18 protein-coding genes and 2 pseudogenes are annotated in these 20,128 nt (G+C 53.2%); 19 read left to right on the forward strand and 1 reads right to left on the reverse strand.

Annotation, left to right across the window (positions count from 1 at the left end; genetic code table 11):
• Positions 1–2: 2 nt before the first annotated feature.
• The 11 genes and pseudogenes from EDM59_RS23075 (at position 3) to EDM59_RS23120 (ending at position 12,185) form a co-directional block, all read left to right on the forward strand.
• Positions 3–992: an ABC transporter permease gene (locus EDM59_RS23075; protein WP_122925768.1), complete on the forward strand. Its 990-nt coding sequence runs from the start codon at positions 3–5 to the stop codon at positions 990–992.
• Positions 993–1,038: 46 nt separating this feature from the next.
• Entirely contained in the window at positions 1,039–3,108 is a 2,070-nt protein-coding gene (locus EDM59_RS23080) for a bifunctional aldolase/short-chain dehydrogenase (RefSeq protein ID WP_122925769.1), read from the forward strand.
• Between the two features lie 22 nt (positions 3,109–3,130).
• Positions 3,131–3,445 (forward strand): L-rhamnose mutarotase, encoded by a 315-nt coding sequence (gene rhaM, locus EDM59_RS23085; protein ID WP_122925770.1) that lies wholly within the window; start codon positions 3,131–3,133, stop codon positions 3,443–3,445.
• Positions 3,446–3,470: 25 nt separating this feature from the next.
• Positions 3,471–4,832 (forward strand): annotated as a pseudogene (gene rhaB / locus EDM59_RS31305) (rhamnulokinase); the annotation flags it as partial.
• A gap of 111 nt (positions 4,833–4,943) precedes the next feature.
• A complete protein-coding gene (rhaA, locus tag EDM59_RS31310) occupies positions 4,944–6,230 on the forward strand; it encodes an L-rhamnose isomerase (protein ID WP_221176066.1) in 1,287 nt (428 codons plus the stop codon).
• Positions 6,231–6,336: 106 nt separating this feature from the next.
• Entirely contained in the window at positions 6,337–7,338 is a 1,002-nt protein-coding gene (locus EDM59_RS23095; protein WP_122925772.1) for a LacI family DNA-binding transcriptional regulator, read from the forward strand.
• Positions 7,339–7,492: 154 nt separating this feature from the next.
• Entirely contained in the window at positions 7,493–8,770 is a 1,278-nt protein-coding gene (gene hisD / locus EDM59_RS23100) for a histidinol dehydrogenase (protein WP_122925773.1), read from the forward strand.
• Between the two features lie 38 nt (positions 8,771–8,808).
• A complete protein-coding gene (locus EDM59_RS23105; RefSeq protein WP_122925774.1) occupies positions 8,809–9,570 on the forward strand; it encodes an SDR family NAD(P)-dependent oxidoreductase in 762 nt (253 codons plus the stop codon).
• Positions 9,567–10,514, forward strand: a complete 948-nt coding sequence (locus EDM59_RS23110; protein ID WP_122925775.1) for a 3-hydroxyacyl-CoA dehydrogenase family protein — start codon at positions 9,567–9,569, stop codon at positions 10,512–10,514. Before EDM59_RS23105 ends, EDM59_RS23110 begins: the two co-directional genes overlap by 4 nt.
• Before the next feature lie 266 nt (positions 10,515–10,780).
• Entirely contained in the window at positions 10,781–11,437 is a 657-nt protein-coding gene (locus EDM59_RS23115; RefSeq protein WP_246011196.1) for an ArpU family phage packaging/lysis transcriptional regulator, read from the forward strand.
• A gap of 82 nt (positions 11,438–11,519) precedes the next feature.
• Positions 11,520–12,185: an MgtC/SapB family protein gene (locus EDM59_RS23120; protein WP_122925776.1), complete on the forward strand. Its 666-nt coding sequence runs from the start codon at positions 11,520–11,522 to the stop codon at positions 12,183–12,185.
• A gap of 160 nt (positions 12,186–12,345) precedes the next feature.
• Here EDM59_RS23120 and EDM59_RS23125 read toward each other — a convergent pair.
• Positions 12,346–12,608 (reverse strand): annotated as a pseudogene (locus EDM59_RS23125) (iron chelate uptake ABC transporter family permease subunit); the annotation flags it as partial.
• Positions 12,609–13,092: 484 nt separating this feature from the next.
• On the opposite strand from EDM59_RS23125, the gene EDM59_RS23130 reads away from it, so the two are divergent.
• From EDM59_RS23130 to EDM59_RS23165, 8 genes are all read left to right on the forward strand, one after another.
• Complete coding sequence (locus tag EDM59_RS23130) at positions 13,093–13,542, forward strand: hypothetical protein (RefSeq protein WP_122925777.1); 450 nt, start codon at positions 13,093–13,095, stop codon at positions 13,540–13,542.
• Positions 13,542–13,721 carry a hypothetical protein gene (locus EDM59_RS23135; protein ID WP_122925778.1) on the forward strand — a complete coding sequence of 60 codons (180 nt, stop codon included), beginning with the start codon at positions 13,542–13,544 and terminating at the stop codon, positions 13,719–13,721. The genes EDM59_RS23130 and EDM59_RS23135 overlap by 1 nt, the downstream gene beginning before the upstream one ends.
• Before the next feature lie 2 nt (positions 13,722–13,723).
• Complete coding sequence (locus EDM59_RS23140; RefSeq protein ID WP_122925779.1) at positions 13,724–15,061, forward strand: phage tail sheath subtilisin-like domain-containing protein; 1,338 nt, start codon at positions 13,724–13,726, stop codon at positions 15,059–15,061.
• Complete coding sequence (locus tag EDM59_RS23145) at positions 15,062–15,514, forward strand: hypothetical protein (RefSeq protein WP_122925780.1); 453 nt, start codon at positions 15,062–15,064, stop codon at positions 15,512–15,514. It begins immediately after the preceding gene.
• A 15-nt stretch (positions 15,515–15,529) separates the two neighbouring features.
• Complete coding sequence (locus tag EDM59_RS23150) at positions 15,530–15,910, forward strand: phage tail assembly chaperone (protein ID WP_122925781.1); 381 nt, start codon at positions 15,530–15,532, stop codon at positions 15,908–15,910.
• Positions 15,911–16,294: 384 nt separating this feature from the next.
• The gene (locus EDM59_RS23155) at positions 16,295–18,580 is read left to right on the forward strand and encodes a hypothetical protein (RefSeq protein ID WP_148040853.1); all 2,286 of its coding nucleotides are present in this window, start codon (positions 16,295–16,297) and stop codon (positions 18,578–18,580) included.
• Positions 18,577–19,176, forward strand: coding sequence for a hypothetical protein (locus tag EDM59_RS23160; protein ID WP_246011197.1), 600 nt, complete (start codon positions 18,577–18,579; stop codon positions 19,174–19,176). The genes EDM59_RS23155 and EDM59_RS23160 overlap by 4 nt, the downstream gene beginning before the upstream one ends.
• The gene (locus EDM59_RS23165) at positions 19,173–20,126 is read left to right on the forward strand and encodes an XkdQ/YqbQ family protein (RefSeq protein ID WP_122925783.1); all 954 of its coding nucleotides are present in this window, start codon (positions 19,173–19,175) and stop codon (positions 20,124–20,126) included. The genes EDM59_RS23160 and EDM59_RS23165 overlap by 4 nt, the downstream gene beginning before the upstream one ends.
• The last annotated feature ends 2 nt before the right edge of the window (positions 20,127–20,128 follow it).

Here is a 20,128-nt window from a genome sequence, read left to right on the forward strand (position 1 = left end):
CGATGGAAAAGAGAGTCATCATCGGGAAAAAGGAGTTCTCGTGGAAAACCTTTTTTCTGCAGTGGGAATGGATGCTCGTCCTCATCTTTATTCTGGTGAATGTGATCAACGCCAATCTCTCTCCCTATTATTTGAACGCGGACAGTCTGCGGGATGCGACGATGACCTTCCTCGACAAGGCGTTTATCGTCCTGCCGATGGTTTTTATCATCATTCTCGGAGACATCGATATTTCTGTCGCTTCCATCGTAGCGCTGTCATCTGTCGTGATGGCTGATCTGTACACGATGGGGGTTCCGATGGAGCTGGCAGTCGTCATCTGCTTGGCAGTAGGGACCTTGTGCGGGTACGTCAACGGCCTCTTGATCACCCGATTCAAGGAGCTTTCAGCAGTGATCGTGACCTTGGCGACCATGATCATTTACCGCGGGATCGCGTACATCCTGCTGGAAGACCAGGCTGCCGGCAAGTTTCCGGAATGGTTCAAGTTTCTCGGGTGGGGATATGTGGGATCTGTTCCGTTTATCCTGATTGTTTTTGCGGTTTTTACTGTGATTTTTGCGCTTTTGCTGCACAAAACCACATTTGGCAGACGTGTTTATGCGATGGGGAGCAATCTGACAGCCAGCCAATTTTCCGGAATACAGGTGGACAAAATCAAAATTCTCGTCTTTACGCTTGCGGGTCTCATGTCAGCCGTCACGGCGCTGTTCCTCACTTCGCGGATGGGCAGCACCCGGCCGAATATCGCGACGGGCTACGAGCTGGACGTGATTGCGATGGTCGTTCTGGGCGGAATCAGTACGTCAGGCGGAAAAGGAAGAATGATCGGCGCGATTCTCGCCATTTTCCTGATTGGTTTCCTGCGTTACGGTCTGGGGCTTGTCAACGTACCCGCGCAGATGCTGCTCGTCATCATCGGACTTTTGCTGATTCTGGCCGTCATGGTGCCAAATCTCAAAGGGTATTTGCGAAAATGGGTCAAAATCTGATTTTCCAATAAGGAGTCCATCAATCAGAAAAAAGTGGAGGTACGAGATGATACAGAGCTTATGGAATCGCGAACAGGCAGCACAATGCCAAAACGGACTGGAGGAGCTGGTCTATCGCTCGAATCTGATCGGTACGGATCGGCGGGTGTGCAACTGGGGAGGAGGAAATACCTCCTCAAAAACAAAAATCACGGACTTTCGCGGCCGAGAGATTGATGTGATGTGGGTAAAGGGCAGCGGCTCGGACCTCGCCACGATGAAAGCGGGCAATTTCACGGGATTGCGGCTCGAGGATATCCAGCCGCTCCTGGAACGGGAGGAAATGCCCGATGAGGAAATGGTCGCCTATCTGGCGCATTGCATGGTAGACAGCAAGCATCCGCGCGCATCGATCGAAACGCTCCTGCATGCCTTTCTGCCGTTTCCCCATGTGGATCATACCCATCCGGACGCGATCATCAGCATTTGCTGCGCGGACAACGGGAAGGAAGTGGCGCGCGAGATTTTCGGCGATCGATTTGTCTGGGTTCCCTATGTGCGTCCCGGCTTTACCCTGTCCAAAATGATTGCCAAAGGGGTACTGGAAAATCCGCAGGCAGAGCTGGTGCTGATGGAAAAGCACGGGCTGGTGACGTGGGGAGATACGTCTGAGGCGTGCTATGCGAAAACGATCGCGATTATACAGGAAGCAGAAGCGTACATTGAAACGAAGATAAACGAAGAGTCCATATTCGGTGGACAGCGCTTTGAAACCATTCCAGAGGAAGAACGAAAACAAATCCTGGCGCATGTCATGCCTGTCATTCGCGGGGCTGTCAGTGATACGAAGCGGATGCTATTGACCTATGACGATGGGGAAAATGTGCTCCAGTTTGTCAATAGCCGTGATGCACGTGAGCTGTCGCAGGTCGGTGCTGCTTGCCCGGATCATCTGGTGCACACGAAAATGGTTCCGCTGTACGTAGAGTGGGATCCCGCATCCAGAGATGTAGAGGGGTTGAAGCAAAGCCTGCTTGCGGGGATCGCTCACTTCAAGGAAGAATATACGAGCTATTTTGAACGAAACAAAAACGAGGGAGACCAGATGTCGGAAGCGGCACCACGTGTCATCCTCATCCCGGGTGTCGGCATGGTGAATACCGGGAAAAGCTGGTCCCATGCACAGGTAAGCGGCGCCCTCTATCATCGTGCGATCGCGGTCATGCGCGGAGCGACAGCTTTGGGCAGCTTTGTCTCCTTGAGTGAAAACGAATCGTTCAACGTGGAGTATTGGCCGCTGGAGCTCTATAAGCTGTCTTTGGCTCCGCCAGAAGCAGAGTTTTCCCGCAAAGTGGTGTTCGTCACGGGGGGAGCGGGCGGAATCGGAAGCGAGACGTGCCGCCGCTTCGTAGCAGAAGGTGCTCACGTCGTATTGGCAGACTTGAACCTCGAAGGCGCAGAAAAAGTCGCACAGGAAATCAACGAGCGTTTTGGTGAGGGGCGTGCCATTGCGGTGAAGATGGACGTTACGAGCGAAGCGGACGTGCAAGCGGCTCTGGCACAGGCGGCACTCGCTTATGGCGGGGTGGATACAGTCGTGAACAATGCGGGCCTCGCAACCTCCAGTCCCTTCGATGAAACGACACTAAAGGAATGGAATCTGAATATCGCCGTACTAGGAACCGGATACTTCCTCGTGGCTCGCGAAGCGTTCAAGCAGATGAAAGCACAGGCCATCGGCGGCAATATGGTGTTCGTCGGCTCGAAAAACTCCGTCTACGCAGGGAAGAACGTAACGGCTTACAGCTCGGCAAAAGCGCTGGAAGTTCACCTCGCCCGCTGCATCGCGGCAGAGGGGGGAGAGCATGGCATTCGCGTCAACACGATTTTGCCGGATGCGATTTTGCAAGGCTCGGCGATCTGGAATTCCAGCTGGCGCAATGAGCGTGCCGCTGCCTACGGGATCGAGCCTGATCAGCTGGAAAACTACTACCGCAAGCGCACGACGCTGCTCGTGAACATTTATCCGAGAGATATCGCGGAGGGCATTCTCTTTTTCGCCTCTTCCAAATCGGAGAAGACCACGGGCTGCATGCTGACCATTGACGGCGGCGTACCTGCCGCGTTTACACGATAAGCACGGGACAGGGGGAACAAAGATGATTCGTAAAGCGTTTGTCATGCATGTATTCGGGGATTGCCACGAGGAATACAAGCGCCGCCACGACGAAATCTGGCCGGAGATGATCGAGATGCTCAAAGAGTACGGGGCGCATGATTACTCCATCTTTCTCGACCCGACCACTGGCCGTCTGTTTGCCTATCTGGTGATTGAGGATGAAGAGCGCTGGAGCAAGACGGCGGAAACGGAAATCTGCCAGAAGTGGTGGGCGTATATGAAGGATGTCATGGAAACGAACGAAGACCATAGCCCTGTCTCTCTCGAACTGAAAGAAGTCTTTTACTTAAAGTAGACGCTAGGAGAGGGAGGTGCATGGCGTGGGAAGCCATATTGCCGTAGATATTGGGGCTTCGAGCGGGCGGCTGGTCCTGGGAACCGTTTCGGACGGGCGTATCCATTTGCAAGAGATCCATCGGTTCCAAAACGGCTTTGAAGAAACCGATGGGCACTGCTACTGGAACATCGACTATTTGTTCCAGGAAGTCATGACAGGTCTGCAGAAGGCGAAACAGCAGGGCATCACAGCATGTACGCTGGGCATCGATACGTGGGCGGTTGACTACGTACTGCTGGATGGCGAGGGTCAGCGACTGCATGAGATCTATGCATATCGCGACGAGCGGACGAAGCATGCCATCGAAAAGGTGACGCGACAGCTGCCAGCCGAAGCCATCTATGAAAAAACGGGCATTCAGTTTCAGCCCTTCAATACCTTGTTCCAGCTGGCGGTGCACGATCCTGTACAGCTGAAGCAAGCCGACCAGATTCTTCTGGTGCCGGATTACTTGTACTTTTTGCTTACGGGAAAACGGATCAACGAAGTGACAAACGCCTCGACGACGCAGCTGCTGCATCTGCAGACTCGTGAGTACGACGAGGATCTACTGAAGCTGCTGGGTCTGGACCGTTCCCAATTTGCGGAGCTGGTCCAGCCGGGTACGTCACTAGGCAGGGTCCAGTCAAAATGGCGGGAAGCATACGATTTGCCTGACTGCGAAGTAATCTGCGTCGCGACCCATGATACGGCGTCAGCGGTGCTTGGTGTTCCAGCGGATCCCGCCAAGTCATTTGCCTACCTCAGCAGCGGAACATGGTCGCTGATGGGAGTAGAGCTGGACAGTCCGATCCACAGCGCAGAGGCACGCGAACGCAATTTTACGAACGAGTGGGGCGCCTTCCATACGTACCGCTTTTTGAAAAACATCATGGGAATGTGGCTCATCCAAGAGGTCCATCGCCATTATGAGGGGGCCATTTCGTTTGCTAAATTTGTCGAGCTGGCGAAAGAGGAGCCTGCCTTCACGACCTTCATCGATTTTACAGATGTCCGTTTCTTAAATCCGCGCAGCATGGTCGGCGAAATCCAGAGCTACTGCCGGGAAACGGGGCAGCTCGTTCCGCAGACACCGGGAGAAATGGCCCGCTGTATCTATGACAATCTGGCGATCCTGTATGCCTTGTGCGTCGAGGAAATGGAAGCGATTACGGGGCGCGCCATCGAGGTCATTCACATCGTGGGCGGCGGGTCGAGCAACCAGCTGCTCTGCCAGCTGACGGCGAACGTCTCCGGCAAAAAGGTAACGGCCGGGCCGACGGAATCGACGGCGCTAGGCAATCTTGCTGTACAGATGATCGCTACGGGTGAAGTGAGCGATATTCACGAGGCGCGAAGCTTGATCCGCCATACATTTGCGAGCGCGGGATACGAACCGGAGACGGCTTGCCATCGAGCGGAATGGATCGAGGAATTCAAACGAGTGACAACCGGCGAAAGGAAAGGAGTGACTAGCGTGAGTACAGGAGTAGAAGCGAGCTATCAAGAGGCGAAAAAGCTGTACGAAAAGCACGGGATCGATGTGGAGGCCGTTCTGGAGAAGCTTTCCGCGATCAAGGTGTCCATGCACTGCTGGCAAGGCGATGACGTTCGCGGCTTTCTTAACCGCGATCAGGAGCTGACGGGAGGAATCGCTGTCACGGGGAATTATCCGGGAGCTGCGCGCACGCCAGAGGAGCTGCGGCAGGACTTGGAGAAGGCGTTTTCGCTCATTCCCGGCAAGCATAAAGTCAATCTGCACGCTATTTACGCCGATACCGATGAGCAGGTGGAGATCGACAAGCTGGCTCCCCGGCATTTTGAAAAGTGGGTCAGCTGGGCCAAGGAGCAAGAGCTAGGCTTGGACTTTAATCCGACCTGCTTCTCTCATGAAAAATCCGCGGATGGCTTTACGCTGAGTCATCCGGACCCGGAAATCCGCCAATTTTGGATCGATCACTGCAAGGCATCTCGGAAAATCGGCGCGTACTTTGGCGAGCAGCTCGGGCAAACCTGCGTGACGAACGTATGGATTCCAGACGGATACAAGGACATTCCCGTAGATCGGATGGCTCCACGCCAGCGTTTGAAGGACGCTCTCGACGAAATCTTCCGCGAAGAGCTCAATCCTGCCCACAATCTGGATGCGGTAGAGAGCAAGGTGTTCGGGATCGGGTCCGAGAGCTACGTGGTGGGCTCCCATGAATTTTATATGGGCTATGGGCTGCAGAACGGTAAAATCATCTGCCTCGACGCCGGGCATTTCCACCCGACCGAAACGATCTCGGGCAAGCTCTCGTCACTCGCGCTCTTTTCCCAGGGCATTCTGCTGCACGTCAGCCGTCCGGTTCGTTGGGACAGCGATCACGTCGTCATCATGGACGATGAGCTTTTGGACATCGCTCGGGAGCTGGTGCGGCACGATTTGCTCGGCATGACTCACATCGGTCTGGACTTTTTTGACGGCAGCATCAACCGGATCGCGGCTTGGGTGATTGGTATGCGCAATACGCAAAAGGCGCTTTTGCGCGCCATGCTGGAGCCGACGGATTACCTGCGTCAGGTCGAGCTTGCAGGCGATTACACGACGCGGCTCGCGCTCATGGAGGAGTTCAAATCTTATCCGTTCGGAGCTGTATGGGATATGTTTTGTGCGCGGCAGGGGGTTCCTGTGCGTGAGGAGTGGCTGGCAGAAGTAAAGCAGTACGAGCGGGAAGTGCTCTCTTTGCGCGGCGGTCAGCCTAAAGCCGCCATTTCGTCTTGAAAATCTGTACTCGCAAGCAGCACGGTCTACGAGGATCGTGCTGTTTTTGTTGGAGGGGAATCATGCTAAAATAAAGGTTCCACACTCTGGATTCGGAGGGAACTTTGTGAAGAAAAAGCCGGTAAATGCGATGGAGGTTGCGAGAGTAGCCAAAGTCTCTCAATCTACTGTTTCGCGTGTTTTCACCCCCGGGTCAAACGTATCGGAGAAGACCAAGCGAAAGGTGCTGGAGGTAGCGAAGGAGCTCGGCTATCGCCCAAATGCGCTCGCACGCGGTTTGATCATGAACAAGACCAACATCGTCGGTTTGGCGATGCGCGATATGGAAAACCCGTTCTACCATGAAGTGCTGGGCAAATTCACGAAAGGTCTGCGTGATAAAGGGTATCACGTTTTGTTCGTGTACACAGAAAACGATGAGATCCAGCAAGAGGAAATTACGCAATTTCTGGAGTACAGCGTCGAGGGCGTGATCGTAACAGACGCGTATTTGTCCTCCAAAGTCGTAACTCAATTGCATGAGAACAACATCCCTGTGATTCTGTTCAACCGCTACAGCAAAGACGTCCCCTGCTATTCCGTGAGCTGCGACAACTACACGGCTGCCCGGCAGATCGCGAGCTATTTGTACGAGCAGGGCTATCGGAAAATGGCGTACATCACAGGCAGAACCAATACCTCGACCAGTCAGGATCGGCAACGGGGCTTCTGCGAGTTTTTGCAGGAGAAGGGCATAGAGCCGATGATGGAAGAGGGGGACTATACTTACGAGAAAGCCTACGATGCTGCGATTCGGCTGCTGAAGAGCAGCCAACGGCCAGATGCCATTTTCGGGGCCAATGACATTACGGCACTAGGTGCATTGGATGCTGCAGAGGCAATGGGGCTAAACGTTCCGAATGACATCGCGGTCGTCGGATTTGACAATATCAAAATGGCATCCTGGCCTTCCCACGAGCTGACGACATGGGAGCAGCCTGTTGACGAGATGATTGAGCTGACGATTAATACCCTGCTGAACGAAATGAAAATCGAAGCGGTAGAACCCGTTTCAAAGCTGGTTTCCGGACGCTTGATCGAGCGCGGCACGACTCGGAAAAAAATTTAAGCCGTTGACAAATGGAAGCGGTTATCTTTACAATTTGGGCATAGATTACAAATGTTCGGAAATCTTTCTCACTCCAAAATGCATACGTATGCAGAAAGAGTGAGAAAAAATTTCTGAAAACTGCATACGTATGCAAAAACAGGAGGGAACGAACATGGCAAGATATTTGAAACAAGGAAAAGCGAAGGACGAAATTGCACAAAACGACGCGCAGGTGGCAGAAACCGTACGCCAAACGATTCTAAAAATCGAGCAGGAAGGTGACGCAGCCGTACGGGAGCTTTCTGCCAAATTCGATAAATGGAGTCCCGAGCAGTTCCGCCTGACAGAAGAGCAAATCGCGGAAATCATCAGCGGTGTACCGGAGCAGACCATCGATGATATCAAATTTGCACAGAGCAACGTACGCCGTTTTGCAGAGGAACAGCGCAAATCCATGCTCGACATCGAAGTGGAGACTTTGCCAGGTGTGATTCTGGGTCACAAAAACATCCCGGTCGAAAGTGTAGGCTGCTATATCCCGGGCGGACGTTATCCGATGGTCGCTTCGGCACACATGAGCGTGCTGACCGCAAAGGTAGCGGGTGTCAAACGCGTCATCGCTTGCACACCTCCCATCAACGGAGAAATTCCAGCAGCTACGGTAGCGGCAATGCATATGGCAGGAGCAGATGAGATCTACATTCTCGGCGGCATTCAGGCGATGGCCGCAATGGCAGTGGGTACCGAAACGATCAAGCCGGTCGATATGCTCGTGGGACCAGGAAATGCTTTCGTAGCGGAAGCGAAGCGCCAGCTGTACGGTCGTGTGGGCATCGACCTGTTCGCAGGGCCTACAGAAACCTTGGTTGTTGCAGATGAAACAGCAGATGCCGAAATGATCGCGACCGATATTCTCGGTCAAGGCGAGCATGGACCGACATCTCCAGGTGCTTTGATCACGACCTCGGAAAAGCTGGCAGAAGAGACGATCAAGGAGATCGAGCGTCAGCTTACCGTGCTTCCGACAGCAGATGTAGCAAGTGTTTCCTGGCGTGATTACGGTCAAATCATCCTGGTAGAGGATGAGCAGGAAGCGCTGGTTGAGGCAAACCGTCTCGCGTTTGAGCACGTGGAAATTTTGACGAAGGACCCGGATTTCTTCCTGAACAACATGACCAACTACGGCTGCCTGTTCCTCGGCCCGGAGACCAACGTGGCTTATGGCGATAAAGTCATCGGAACCAACCATACCCTGCCAACCAAAGGTGCAGCTCGTTACACAGGCGGACTGTGGGTCGGGAAATTCCTAAAGACGGTTACCTACCAAAAAGTAAGCGAGGAAGCGAGTGCCTACATCGGAGAATACGCAGCGCGTCTGTGCCAGCTGGAAAACTTCGCAGGACATGCCGAGCAGGCGCTGCTTCGTGTGCGACGTTACGGCAAGAAGTAAGGCCAGATAGCCAGAAGCCAGAGAGGGGAGCAGGAGAGATGACATACTTTCAAGAGCTGAAAGGAAAGAAGGTCCTCATCACGGGAGGCAGCAAAGGTATTGGAAAGGACGCTGCTCTCGCCTTTGCCAAGCTCGGTGCAAAAGTCATGATCACCGGACGTAATGCGGCAGATTTGGAAGCAGCGGTACAAGAATTACGCCAGTTCCAAGCAGAATCTTACTTTTTGTCGGCAGATATGCAGGATGTGCAGAGTATTTACCAGATGGTCGATGACACGATTGCCACACTTGGTGGACTCGATGTACTGGTCAACAATGCAGGAATCAACATCGCCAAGCCTGCCTTTGACGTCACGGAAGAGGATTGGGATCGCGTGCTGGACACCAATCTGAAAGGAACGTTCTTCTGCTCGCAGCGCGCCGGGAAGCATATGGCGGAAAACGGTGGGGGACGCATCATTAACATGGTGTCGCAAATGGCGTTCGTCGGGTATATCAAACGCTCAGCCTATTGCTCAAGCAAAGGCGGTGCCGTGCAGCTGACGAAAGCGTTGGCAGTGGAGTGGGCTTCCTATGGGGTAAAGGTCAACGCGGTTGCACCGACCTTTGTCGAGACGGATCTGACGAAGAAAATGTTCGAGGACCGGGAGTTTTACCAGGATGTTTTGCGGAGAATTCCGTTAGGACAGCTCGCGCAAGTATCGGATATTACCGGAGCTGTTCTGTTCCTCGCCTCCGACATGGCAACCTTCATCACGGGCGAAACCATCAAGGTGGACGGAGGGTGGACCGCGATATGAGGAAGCCAGTGGAAAGCTTGGCGATCATCGGAGCAGGTACGATGGGGCACTCGATCGCTTTGTCCGCTGCGATGGCAGGCTTGCATGTAAAGGTCTGGGGAACGAGTCTGCAGGATATTCAGCGCGGCAAGGATGGGGTAGCCGAAAAGCTAGGGATTCTCGCTGAATACGAGGTCGTGCCTGCGGAGGAGAAGGCTGCGGTGCAAGACTGCATTTGCTTCACCACCTCTCTGTCGGAATGCGTCCAGGGGGCGAGCTTTGTCATCGAGGGTATCCCGGAAAATCTGGAGATGAAGCAAAAGATGTTCCAGGAGCTGGAGGTGCTGTGCTCCCCGGACACGATCCTGGCGAGCAACACGTCGGGATTGAGTCCGACAGCTATTGCGAGCCAGATCGAGCACCCCGAGCGGACGCTGGTCACGCACTTTTGGAATCCCGGGCATCTCATCCCGCTTGTCGAAGTCATCCGCGGAGAAAAGACAGCAGATACCGCTGTAGAGCGGGCGATGGCGCTGCTCGAAGCGATGGACAAGAAGCCGATCCTCGTCAAAAAGGACATTCTCGGATCAGTGGGGAACCGCCTGCAGTACGCGCTTTTCCGGGAAGCCCAGTACATCTATGAGCAAGGGGCTGCCTCGATCGAGGACATTGACAAAGCGGTCCGCTACAGCATCGGACGCCGCTTGCCCGTCACAGGTCCCTTTATGACAGCCGATATGGGAGGTTTGGATGTGTTCGATGCCATCTCTAGCTACTTGTTCCCGGATCTGGGGACGCAGCAGGAGTCTCTTTCGACCATGAGAAGTCTTGTAGATGCAGGCAGCTACGGGCAGAAAAACGGACAGGGCTTTTACGAGTGGTCGCCGGAGCAGTCGCAAAGGATGAACAAGGCCCGCGAACGAGAGCTGATTGAGTGGCTGAAAAAGGATCGGCAAACGGATTGAAGGAAATTGTCCACAAGCTATACACAGATAAATCCTAATTACAAACAGTTTATACACAGAAAAAGAGAGGTAACTGTGGATAAGTGGAAAAATAACGGGACGGCACGCTCTTCCATTTGGGAGGGCGTGTTTTTTTCTATTTTTTAGTAGAGAGATCTTGAACAATGGAATTTTGTATGAGATACTTGTACTACAAAAGAGAACAAATGTTCCTGTTTTCGCATTTATCACGTCAATCACATAGATGGTGACAGGGAGGAATCCATATGGCAACACGAGCATGTATGAGCAAAGAGGAACTGCGCGAGCACGTATGCGAGGGCTGCCCGGCTACAGGGTGGGGGAGAAAGACGCATTGCCAGGTGCACGACAAGCATGTGGGGAAAGTCGAAGCTTGCCCGGAATGGGACAAGTTCGCAGAGGGACAGCAGGCTTCGGGGCAGCAGCGTCCTGGGCGAAATCCTGCCCCAAAATGGGAGCCAGCCCTTGATGTGGTGCAGCGGACGGAAGAGGAGATCCGCGACTACAATTACATGCAGCTGGAGGTCATCCGCATTCAGCGCTTTTTACGTGAGGCAGGGGAAGGGATGGTCGCTCAATACGGGCTGGACTCCGCCATGCCGAAAGCAATAGGGGGATTCGGAGACAAGACGCATGCCGAAGTCGCGCGTCGAGAGCGCAAGTGGAAGAGGCTGCAGAGCCTCCAGGACAAAATCGCCAGAATCGATGAAGCGGTAGAGACGATTCCAGATGAGCAAGAGCGGCTGATTCTGGAGGCCCTGCTGGATGGAGACAAGAATAATCAGATCGCAAAGGAAATCGGGGTGTCTCGTCAGCGCTACTACGAAATCAAAAGAAGCGCTGTCACGAAGATGGCATGGGCCATGTACGGCGGAGTGGCCCAGCAAATTCGTTCCTGCTAATAACGTTGCCCCCCTGTAGGAGCCATGCTATAATTTCCAAACGAATTGCAGGAATATTACGGCAATGAGGGAGGAAGATAAAATGGAATTCGATTTTTTGCTTCGGATTGTGATCGCGGGCCTTTGCGGGGCGTTCGTAGGTTATGAAAGGAAAAATCGGATGAAAGAGGCGGGGATTCGCACCCATTTTATTGTAGCCGTTGGCGCCTCCCTCATGATGATTCTTTCCAAGTACGGCTTTGAGGATCAGATGGGCTGGAGCAATCTGGGGCTGGACCCTTCACGGATCGCGGCGCAGGTCGTGAGTGGAGTCGGCTTCCTCGGGGCAGGGATGATTTTCATGCAGCGTCAGACAGTCAAAGGGCTGACGACAGCTGCCGGAATCTGGGCGACTGCCGGGATGGGCATGGCCATCGGTGCTGGGCTGTACACGCTCGGAATCGGAACGACCATACTCGTGCTCGTCGCACAAAAGGTTTTGCACGGACGGTTTCGTTGGCTGGCTACCCCAAAAACGGAGCAAATCCTGATCCGTCTCTCCAGTGAGTCAGGTGTGATGGAGCCAGTTCTCGACATGCTGAAAGACAATCAGATTACGATCATCAGCTTTCACGCGGAAAACCAGGCAGAGCTAGCGGGAGAAATCACGCTGGATATTACCGTCAAGCTGCCTGGCTCCTACGAGATCGCTCAGCTGCTCCCGATGCTGCAAAGATACGCAGGCGTGCGGGCTGTCGAGGTCCAATAAGCGAATAGCAAACGGAAAAGAAAAAAGACGATCGAAAGAAACGCTGTCAAAGCGATTTCTCTCAGATCGTCTTCTTCTTTTTGAACTCCGCGATGTTCTGCTGTTTGACGAAAGTAACTAAGGTCTCGAAGGTGGGGCATATTCCTTTTTTGTTTCGCACTTATTTGGCAGAACGAGATCGCATCAACCAGAGGAAGTAGGGAGCTCCAAGCAGGGGCACGATGAGACCCGAGGGAATTTCCTTCGGAGGCATGATTGTGCGTCCTACCAGATCCGCCAGCACCAGCAGCAGTGCACCGAGCAGAGCAGAAAAACATAGAAGCCTTCGGTATGATGTCCGATCAGCAGACGCGCTGTATGGGGAGCGATCAAGCCGATGGTTCCGACGGTAGCGACAGCGGAGGCAGCGAGAGACACTCCGATGAATCCTGCCTGGCATTTTCAGCAAATGGATACAACCTATTTTCGTTAACGCAGGAATGTTCGGAAGAAGTAACAGGTTCCTGGCTCCGGGCTCTTAGCTGCTCCATTCGAGAGTGAAGGATTTTTCAAGCAAGAGGGCAGACAAATCTTTACAGAACTTTACACTCCCGTTCATTTTCCCCATCGGAAAGTCCGGTGGTTTATACTTAAGCCAAGCGAAAGAAAGAAACACAAACAAATACTTCACTAGAGCCTCCTGAGCCAATCGGGTGGCTCTTTTTCTTGCGCTCTGTCAGTGTCTGGCGAGCAGGGACCCTGGTGATAAACAAGCACCATACCATTTTGCGAGTTGAAGGCTAGTCCACTCGCACCCTGCCCGGCGGACGTTGATGACTCCGTCGAAAAAGAGATTTCAGCCAAGGAGGTGAATGCCAATGCAGCTAGCAATGAGCAACATTCTAGGGAAGGAGAGGTGCAGAATCGAATGGATCGAGAAAGCTCTGTCATAACTGAGCTTGTAAACGAGGCGTACCCTGGGCTGACTACCCTGGTCAACGTACATGAGTGGATGGCGAATCGATTCGTTCCGCCAGCTGCTTTCATTTTGACCCAAGGTACGAGTGAGACGCAGAACAGTTTGACGTCCTATCAGGTTGCTGCCCACGGTGTCATCGTCCTCCACTATCCCCAGCGTGACGGAATCTACCAGCCGCTTTCGGCAGAGCCGCTGCAGCAGCTGTTGCGTCAGAAGCAGTTCAGCTGCCGGGGAAAAACAGTGGACATGACGATCGAGATCGAAAGTACCACACTACGGATCTGGCGGGACAAAAAGGATCGGTTGGAAATCACCTTTTCCTTCACGTACAACGTGCCTTTGCCGCGAGAGAACGTGGAGAAAGTAAACGTATTTGATATTCAGGGGGTATCGCTATAGTGGCACGAAAAGTACAGCGTACAACTGCCCCGGAGAAAAAGGAATGGATCGAGAGTGCCGCTTATCTGGGAGCTGAAAAGTTCGAGGTAGCAGGTGCTCTTTTTCATGAGGACGAGCACTCGATGCTTGAAGAAAGCATTGTGAAACACAAATTGACCACATACAAAGGCGGGATGTAAACATGACGATTCAACGAGAAAGACCGGGAGTGACGGTCGAATTGATCGCAAAAGCAAAGGAACGTGTAGAAGCGCGCACAGGTGTCGTGCTGGTTCCTTATCAGGCTGAATGGGGAGCGCCGGATACGCTGGTGAAGCTGGCCACCTATGAAGAACGTGTGGCAGAAACGTTTGGCGAGGTCGATACAATCGAGCTGACAGCAGAAGGCGGTGCGAGCATCCTCGGGTACCGCATGACAAACGGAAGTGCTGTAGCAGCGAGCTACGAACAACCGGAGGCTTTGCGGATCGAAGCCCTGTATCCGGGTCTTCGCGGCAACGATCTGCAGGTCACGATCCTCGCTTCGTCGGCTGAGCCGGGAAAAATGGAGCTGCAGGTAGCCGGACCGGTTCGTACCGAGAAATTTTCTTTCGCAGATACGCAGGAGCTGGTGACAAAGGCGAGTCAATCGATTTATGTGCGTGTGAAAAAGCTGGGTGACACGGCTGTTGATGCGGTTTCTGCTACCTCGCTGACAGGTGGCACTAGCGGTACGTCGACCTTGACCTCGGCAGAAGCAACGAAGCTGTTTGCAGCCGTTTCCGGTGCAGATTTTGACACGATGTACCTGCCGTTTGACGATGCGGCTGTGCAGGCGGCCGCAAAGCAGTTCATGGGGGATCGTCGTACGCAAAACAAAAAGCTGAGTACGCTGGTCATCGGGGGCAAAGCCGTTGACGACGACAACATGACCAAGCATGTAGAGCGCTCCGTGGCACAAAATGCCCGTTATGTCGTAAACAGCGCGATTGCCGGGCAGCACAACAACGGCAAAACGTACGGCAGTCTGGAGTGGGCTGCGTGGGTAGCAGGTATGATTGCTGCGACACCAGCGCACGAATCGCTGACAGCCGTCGTCGTTCCGCTGAAAAAAGCGCTGAAGGATTGGGGGCACACCGAAATCCTGAATGCGCTTGGCACCGGCACCTTGATCGCGACCCGGGATGGCGATGTGTACATCATCGAGAGTGCCGTCAATACACTGGCGGTGGTCGGTACCAACGAACGCGAGGACTACGGGAAAATCCGTGTCAGCATGACGCTCGATCAGATCGTCAACGACATCAGCCAGGTGGGCAAGAAGTACAAGGGCAAGCTTGGCAACAACGATTTGGGCGGGGCCGTATTTGTATCAGCCGTCCATGCGTACATGACGGTCCGCGAGCAGCAGGGCGCGATTGACTCCGGCTGGACGTTTGCGGATCAAAAGAACGGAGTGGGCGACCGAAGAGGGTTCCTCTTGTCCGCCAAGCCGCTGGATGCAATCGAATACTTTGACATTGACTGGGAGGTGCTGTAAATGGCAATTGCACGCGATATCAAACTGAAGAACTGCCAAATTTACGATGAAAATGGAGACCCGATCTACGGGACGCTCGAAGGGAAAATGACCCTCAAGGTGGAGTACGGTGACACGAACCGTTTGCAAAAAGGCAAGATCCAGACCGTCAATGACTGGCACGTCGAGGTCACCCTGAAAATTACGGCAACCAACGCCGCTTTGAAATATTACTGCGTCGAGCAGCTGACGAGCGGCAAGACTCCTGTGCTGCCGTTCCTGATCGGAGAAACGCTGGACAAGGAAGCGGGCAACTCCGAGCGCGTCCGCATCTCCAACATCGTCCTGAACCCGGAAGAAATCACGCTGTGGGAAGCCAAGGCAGACGGCACCGATCATGCGACCTACGATCTCAAAGGAATGTCCATCGACAAGCCGGATTACCTGGACGAGCTGCCAGACTATACCGAGTAAAAGGAGAGTTGCGAAATGAGCAAGCTGCAAAAATATTTGGCGAAAGCCCAGGAGCAAGCACCACGGAAAGAAATCGAGGTCGTCATCGACGGGGACACGTGGAAGGTACGCCAACTGAACCTGTCCGAGCTGCGCGAATGCGAGCGCATGGCAGACAAAGGCGAGAAGACGGACTGGTTCCTTTACAACGACGCGCGTCTGGTAAAAGCGACGGAGCACGATTTTCCGTGGAATCAGGAAGAACTGAAAAAAGCGTACAAGGTCGGGAGCAAATACGAGCTCGTGGAAAAGATTTTCCGCGACAATCCAGATGGCTATACGCAGCTGCTCCAGGCTGTGCGCCAGGTCAATGCCGGGCAATCTGAGGAAGAAGCCATCGAAGAAGCAAAAAACTGATTCGATCTGACGGGGAAGCCTGGCACCTCTGCCGGGCTTATCTGAAGGGCAGGGGCCTGCCGTCAGATCTGCTGGAATACGAAGTCGATCGGTACAAGCAAAAGCTGTTTCTCTTTGCTTGTCAGATCATCGAGTCGGAGGAGGAGAGGACAGGGAGCTGATGCCCTGGCTTTTCCTATACCGACGTGGGCGAATGAGCCTTTATCAACAAGGTAAGAAAACCTCTATCGTGGCCTATTCAAGAGGGGGCGACCGCGTTTTAGAGGAAAGTTTTACCGAAGGAATGCCAGAAGCGGACGCTGAGGCACTTCGTCATGCGCTCCGGCATTCATAAGCCTATCGCTTATAAATTCTACGTTAAGAAAAGACAGGGGGTGAATGCAAATGTTTTCAGACAGGAACGATTTGCAGGAAGTGCGAAAGCAGATGCGACTGTTATCCGCTGAATCAACGAGGTTCTCGCGATCAATGGGGCAGACAGGGAGGTCCATGCAGCAGATGTCCCAGCAGTTTGCAAGCGGGATGGAGCAGATGCAGCTGCAGGTGCAGAAGCTGAGGGAGGAAATGGGCAAGGCAAGCCAGGAGAAGGTGCCAACGTTTTTTGAAAAGCTAACGACCTTTTCCAACAAAGTCGGGGAATTGAACCAAAAGATCGTCGGTTTGGCAAATGATCTATCAAAGGTTGCAATGGGTGCATCTCTGGACGAAATCAATAATGAGGCGAAGGCAGCGGCTAAGGAACGCCGGCTTTATGCGGCTAAAGGAAAGACGCCACAGCAAATGAAGCAGTTTGATGAACTTGCTCGCAAATTGGCGATCGTAAACCCGGATTTAAACCGGGCTCAAGCTATGTCGCTTATTTCAAAAAGTGAACAGCTCAACCCAAAGCAAGCGGAAAAGTACGCTGAGCATGCCGCGAAGCTAAGCGTCACAACCAGATTTGCGCCAGAAGATCACCTGAAAATGATGGCCGCCATGAAGCAAGGAACCGGGATCGATACGGGATATCGGTTGGCAAATGCCATTCAGTATATGAGCAACCATGCTGGTGATTTAGACGGCAAGTTCGTGGAATCCATCGTCGAGTTTAGCGCGAAGAATGGAGCATTGCTGGACACACCGGAAAAAATGGCATCGGTGGTCAGTGAGATTGGCAGCCTGGGGATATGGAATAACGACAAAGCTCTGGGTGCATTGAGTGAAAGTACGCTCAAGCTTTCCGAAAAAGGAGAACTGACCAAGCTTCTTACAACTCAGTTTAAATCTCAAGGGAAAGGCAAGGAAGCTGCCGGGATGGCTGAGAAAGAGGCTTCCTCCATTGAACTGGCATTGAAGTCGGGAGATCGCGAGGAACAGAAAGTTGCCCTTGGGAAAATGATGTTATCCCTCTCATCCATAAAGGACAAGACCGTTCAACAGAAGGTATTGGAGGATCTTGGAGGAACGAAAGGGAAGGAACTCGGCGCGGATTTTCCTTTCTTGTTAGAAAGAGTAGGGAAAATCGCATCTGGAGAAACGCGAACAGAAGTAGGCAATGATGCAGAGAAATCTTATCAAGCTGCTATACAATCGGATGCTTATTTTCAGAAGTCCCAGGCACAAGCAACCGCTAGACAAGAGGCGATTGATGCAGCGACTCTCATTGCGAAAGACACTTCCAATCTGTTTTCTGAACTCTCTACTACTACGGCTAGTGTAATCAAAGGCTTTAATGGTCTTGACAGTTCACTCCGGCAGGCTATTGAAATGGTGGTCATTGGCGTTGCCGGCCTTGGCAGTATCGGGGCAGTAACGGGATTGGTTCCTATGTTTGGTGATGTAATTGGCATAGCAAGAGACATTGTAAAAGGGAAAAATGGTTCTGCTACGCCTGGTACAGACGCGGGAGGCTCAACAGAAGGCGATCCTACTCGAACTCAAGCTCAAGATCAAGGGCAGAGGCAAGTGACGGGAGCAGATGTAAACGACGCTCAGAGCAGAACAAACCAGCAACAGATTGATACCGGCAATGAAACAAATGGCGGTAATGATTCTGCGAAAAATCCGTCGCTGCTCTCCCGTGCAAAAGACAAGTTGTCCAAGTGGAAGGATAGCCTTAGTCTCCAGAATACGAAAGGGATTTTCAAAAAAATCCCTTTACTAGGGACGGCATTAGGGCTTACCTCCCTGTTTAAGTCAAAAAACAAATTAGAGGCAGCGGGACAGCTTGGTTCCGAGGCGATTTGGAGCTGGGGAGGAACGGCAGCAGGTGCTGCAACAGGCGCGGCAATAGGATCTATCGTCCCCATCATAGGAACAGCAGCAGGGGGAGTCATCGGTGGTCTCCTTGGAGGCTTCGGAGGCTCCATGCTCGGAAGTGCCGCTTTCGATGGAATCAAATCGATGTTTTCGAGTCAAGCAGAGCAGCAGCCTGTTCATACTATGCAAGCACTGCCAAGCGGCCCGTCTGTTCCTGGAAGCTCGCCAGCCGGAGAAGGGCCTGTGCGCTCTCAAAATGTCACGATAACAGTTCCGCAAATCACGATTCCGCTGCATGCAGATGGTGTTTTGCAGGACATCCCGACCATGCTGAAAATGCTCGGAGACCCTACTGTTGGCCAGAAAATCAAGAGCATCATCGAGAAAGCGCTGCTGGACGCATTGGAGACGAGGGGAGGTGTGCCGGTATGATCCGGATGCAAGGGAAATATACGCTGACGTTTCCGGTTACGCCTGCTGAGATCCAGTTTCGCGGTTACGGAAACGAGGTGGAGAGCACTACGTCGATTACACTTCTGGCGGGAAACCGAATTTCTGCCCGGCGGCCGAAAGCCATCTCGTTTGACTTTTTTCTGCCGGGAGACAGCGCAGCGCCGTTTATCGAGGTGCAGGGGTATCAGGGACCGCGTTCTTGGTTGGCAGGCTTGGATCGGTTGACTGGCTCTGAGGTACTGCTGACCATTGACGAACTGGATCTGGCCTGGAACGTCCTGATCGGATTTTGCGACGGCAGATTCAGCGGGAAGCACGTCGATTTTTACGGCACGATTGAGCTTCCGTTATTTGTCCGGGACGAGTTTATCAGCTGGAGCAACCAGACGCAGCTGCTCAGCCCGGGAACCGTCATTGCGAAGCAGCAGCCTGCACGTCCGAATACGAGCGGCAAGCAGGCGAAGAAGCAGACCTCGCCTTCCACAGGGACTATGGATCTGCCCAAGCAGAAAGAAAAAGTAGATATGATTCGTAAAAAGCTGGAGTTCGCCCATGGAGTGAGGGGATACCAATGAGGGTCATCTACGGCAAAGAACAAACACGGTTTGAACTTACCTCAGCGGTCCAAGAGGTCTCCTGGTCGTCATCCAGAGGTCAGCTGGCACAAAATTGCGATATACGTATCAAGGAAGCCCCGTCGCTCGCATCGGCGGGCTTTTTGATGCTCTTCAGCGGTGACGAGCTGTTGGAGTCGCAGCAGTTTTTCCACGGGCCGCTCATTCAGCTGAGCAGAGATGACAGGACAGGTGATGTTTCTGGCACGGCGTACGAGCTGAGCTGGTATCTGCAAAAGAATGAAATCTCCCGCATCAAGCTCAATGGAGATGTCGGGATAGAGCTGGCGCGCATCATTTCTGGGGCGGGGATCAAGTTCAGCTGCCCGCCATTCGGTTTTTCCTCCAAGGAACGTCTCGCTGCTCAATCGTACGCCTCGCTGTTTACCTCATTAACGGAGCAGGCCTATGAACAGACAGGCATTCGTTATTTTGTGCAGCATCAGCGGGATAGCCTGACTGTCATTCCCGAGGGAAAAAACAGCGTCATTCCGCTATTTAAGGCGAGCATGCTGGAGAGCAGTACAACCGGAGAAAGCATCGAGGAAGTGTACACCGTGGTAACGGTCGAGCGGTATCAAGGGGATCAGGTAGCAAGCAGCACGACGAAGGCAAACGACACCTTGGTAAAGCAGATTGGACGCATGCAAAAAGTCATCGATGCAGGCGAAGAGAAGAATCTAGCCTCACTCGCCGACAAGCAGCTGGCTGAGCTGTCAAAGATTCCTCGTACTCGCCAGATCACGGTCAGACATGAGGACGAGCTAGCGGCCAGACTCCGCGCTGGTTGGCTCATCAAGATCATGGAAAAAGACAATCAGACCATCACGGACTGGATCGTCACCGGCTGTCAGGCACGTTGGCGAGGTGGCTGGTACACGATGGATCTGCAGTTGGAAAGGAGGGCGTGAGG

Source organism: Brevibacillus nitrificans (genome assembly GCF_003710965.1).
GTDB lineage: Bacteria > Bacillota > Bacilli > Brevibacillales > Brevibacillaceae > Brevibacillus > Brevibacillus centrosporus.

Excerpts from the sequence above, each read along its gene's own strand:
- EDM59_RS23075 (WP_122925768.1), top strand. The coding sequence starts at position 3 with ATGGAAAAGAGAGTCATCATCGGGAAAAAGGAGTTCTCGTGGAAAACC.
- EDM59_RS23080 (WP_122925769.1), top strand. The coding sequence starts at position 1,039 with ATGATACAGAGCTTATGGAATCGCGAACAGGCAGCACAATGCCAAAAC.
- rhaM (WP_122925770.1), top strand. The coding sequence starts at position 3,131 with ATGATTCGTAAAGCGTTTGTCATGCATGTATTCGGGGATTGCCACGAG.
- hisD (WP_122925773.1), top strand. The coding sequence starts at position 7,493 with ATGGCAAGATATTTGAAACAAGGAAAAGCGAAGGACGAAATTGCACAA.
- EDM59_RS23105 (WP_122925774.1), top strand. The coding sequence starts at position 8,809 with ATGACATACTTTCAAGAGCTGAAAGGAAAGAAGGTCCTCATCACGGGA.
- EDM59_RS23110 (WP_122925775.1), top strand. The coding sequence starts at position 9,567 with ATGAGGAAGCCAGTGGAAAGCTTGGCGATCATCGGAGCAGGTACGATG.
- EDM59_RS23115 (WP_246011196.1), top strand. The coding sequence starts at position 10,781 with ATGGCAACACGAGCATGTATGAGCAAAGAGGAACTGCGCGAGCACGTA.
- EDM59_RS23120 (WP_122925776.1), top strand. The coding sequence starts at position 11,520 with ATGGAATTCGATTTTTTGCTTCGGATTGTGATCGCGGGCCTTTGCGGG.
- EDM59_RS23130 (WP_122925777.1), top strand. The coding sequence starts at position 13,093 with ATGGATCGAGAAAGCTCTGTCATAACTGAGCTTGTAAACGAGGCGTAC.
- EDM59_RS23140 (WP_122925779.1), top strand. The coding sequence starts at position 13,724 with ATGACGATTCAACGAGAAAGACCGGGAGTGACGGTCGAATTGATCGCA.
- EDM59_RS23145 (WP_122925780.1), top strand. The coding sequence starts at position 15,062 with ATGGCAATTGCACGCGATATCAAACTGAAGAACTGCCAAATTTACGAT.
- EDM59_RS23150 (WP_122925781.1), top strand. The coding sequence starts at position 15,530 with ATGAGCAAGCTGCAAAAATATTTGGCGAAAGCCCAGGAGCAAGCACCA.
- EDM59_RS23155 (WP_148040853.1), top strand. The coding sequence starts at position 16,295 with ATGTTTTCAGACAGGAACGATTTGCAGGAAGTGCGAAAGCAGATGCGA.
- EDM59_RS23160 (WP_246011197.1), top strand. The coding sequence starts at position 18,577 with ATGATCCGGATGCAAGGGAAATATACGCTGACGTTTCCGGTTACGCCT.
- EDM59_RS23165 (WP_122925783.1), top strand. The coding sequence starts at position 19,173 with ATGAGGGTCATCTACGGCAAAGAACAAACACGGTTTGAACTTACCTCA.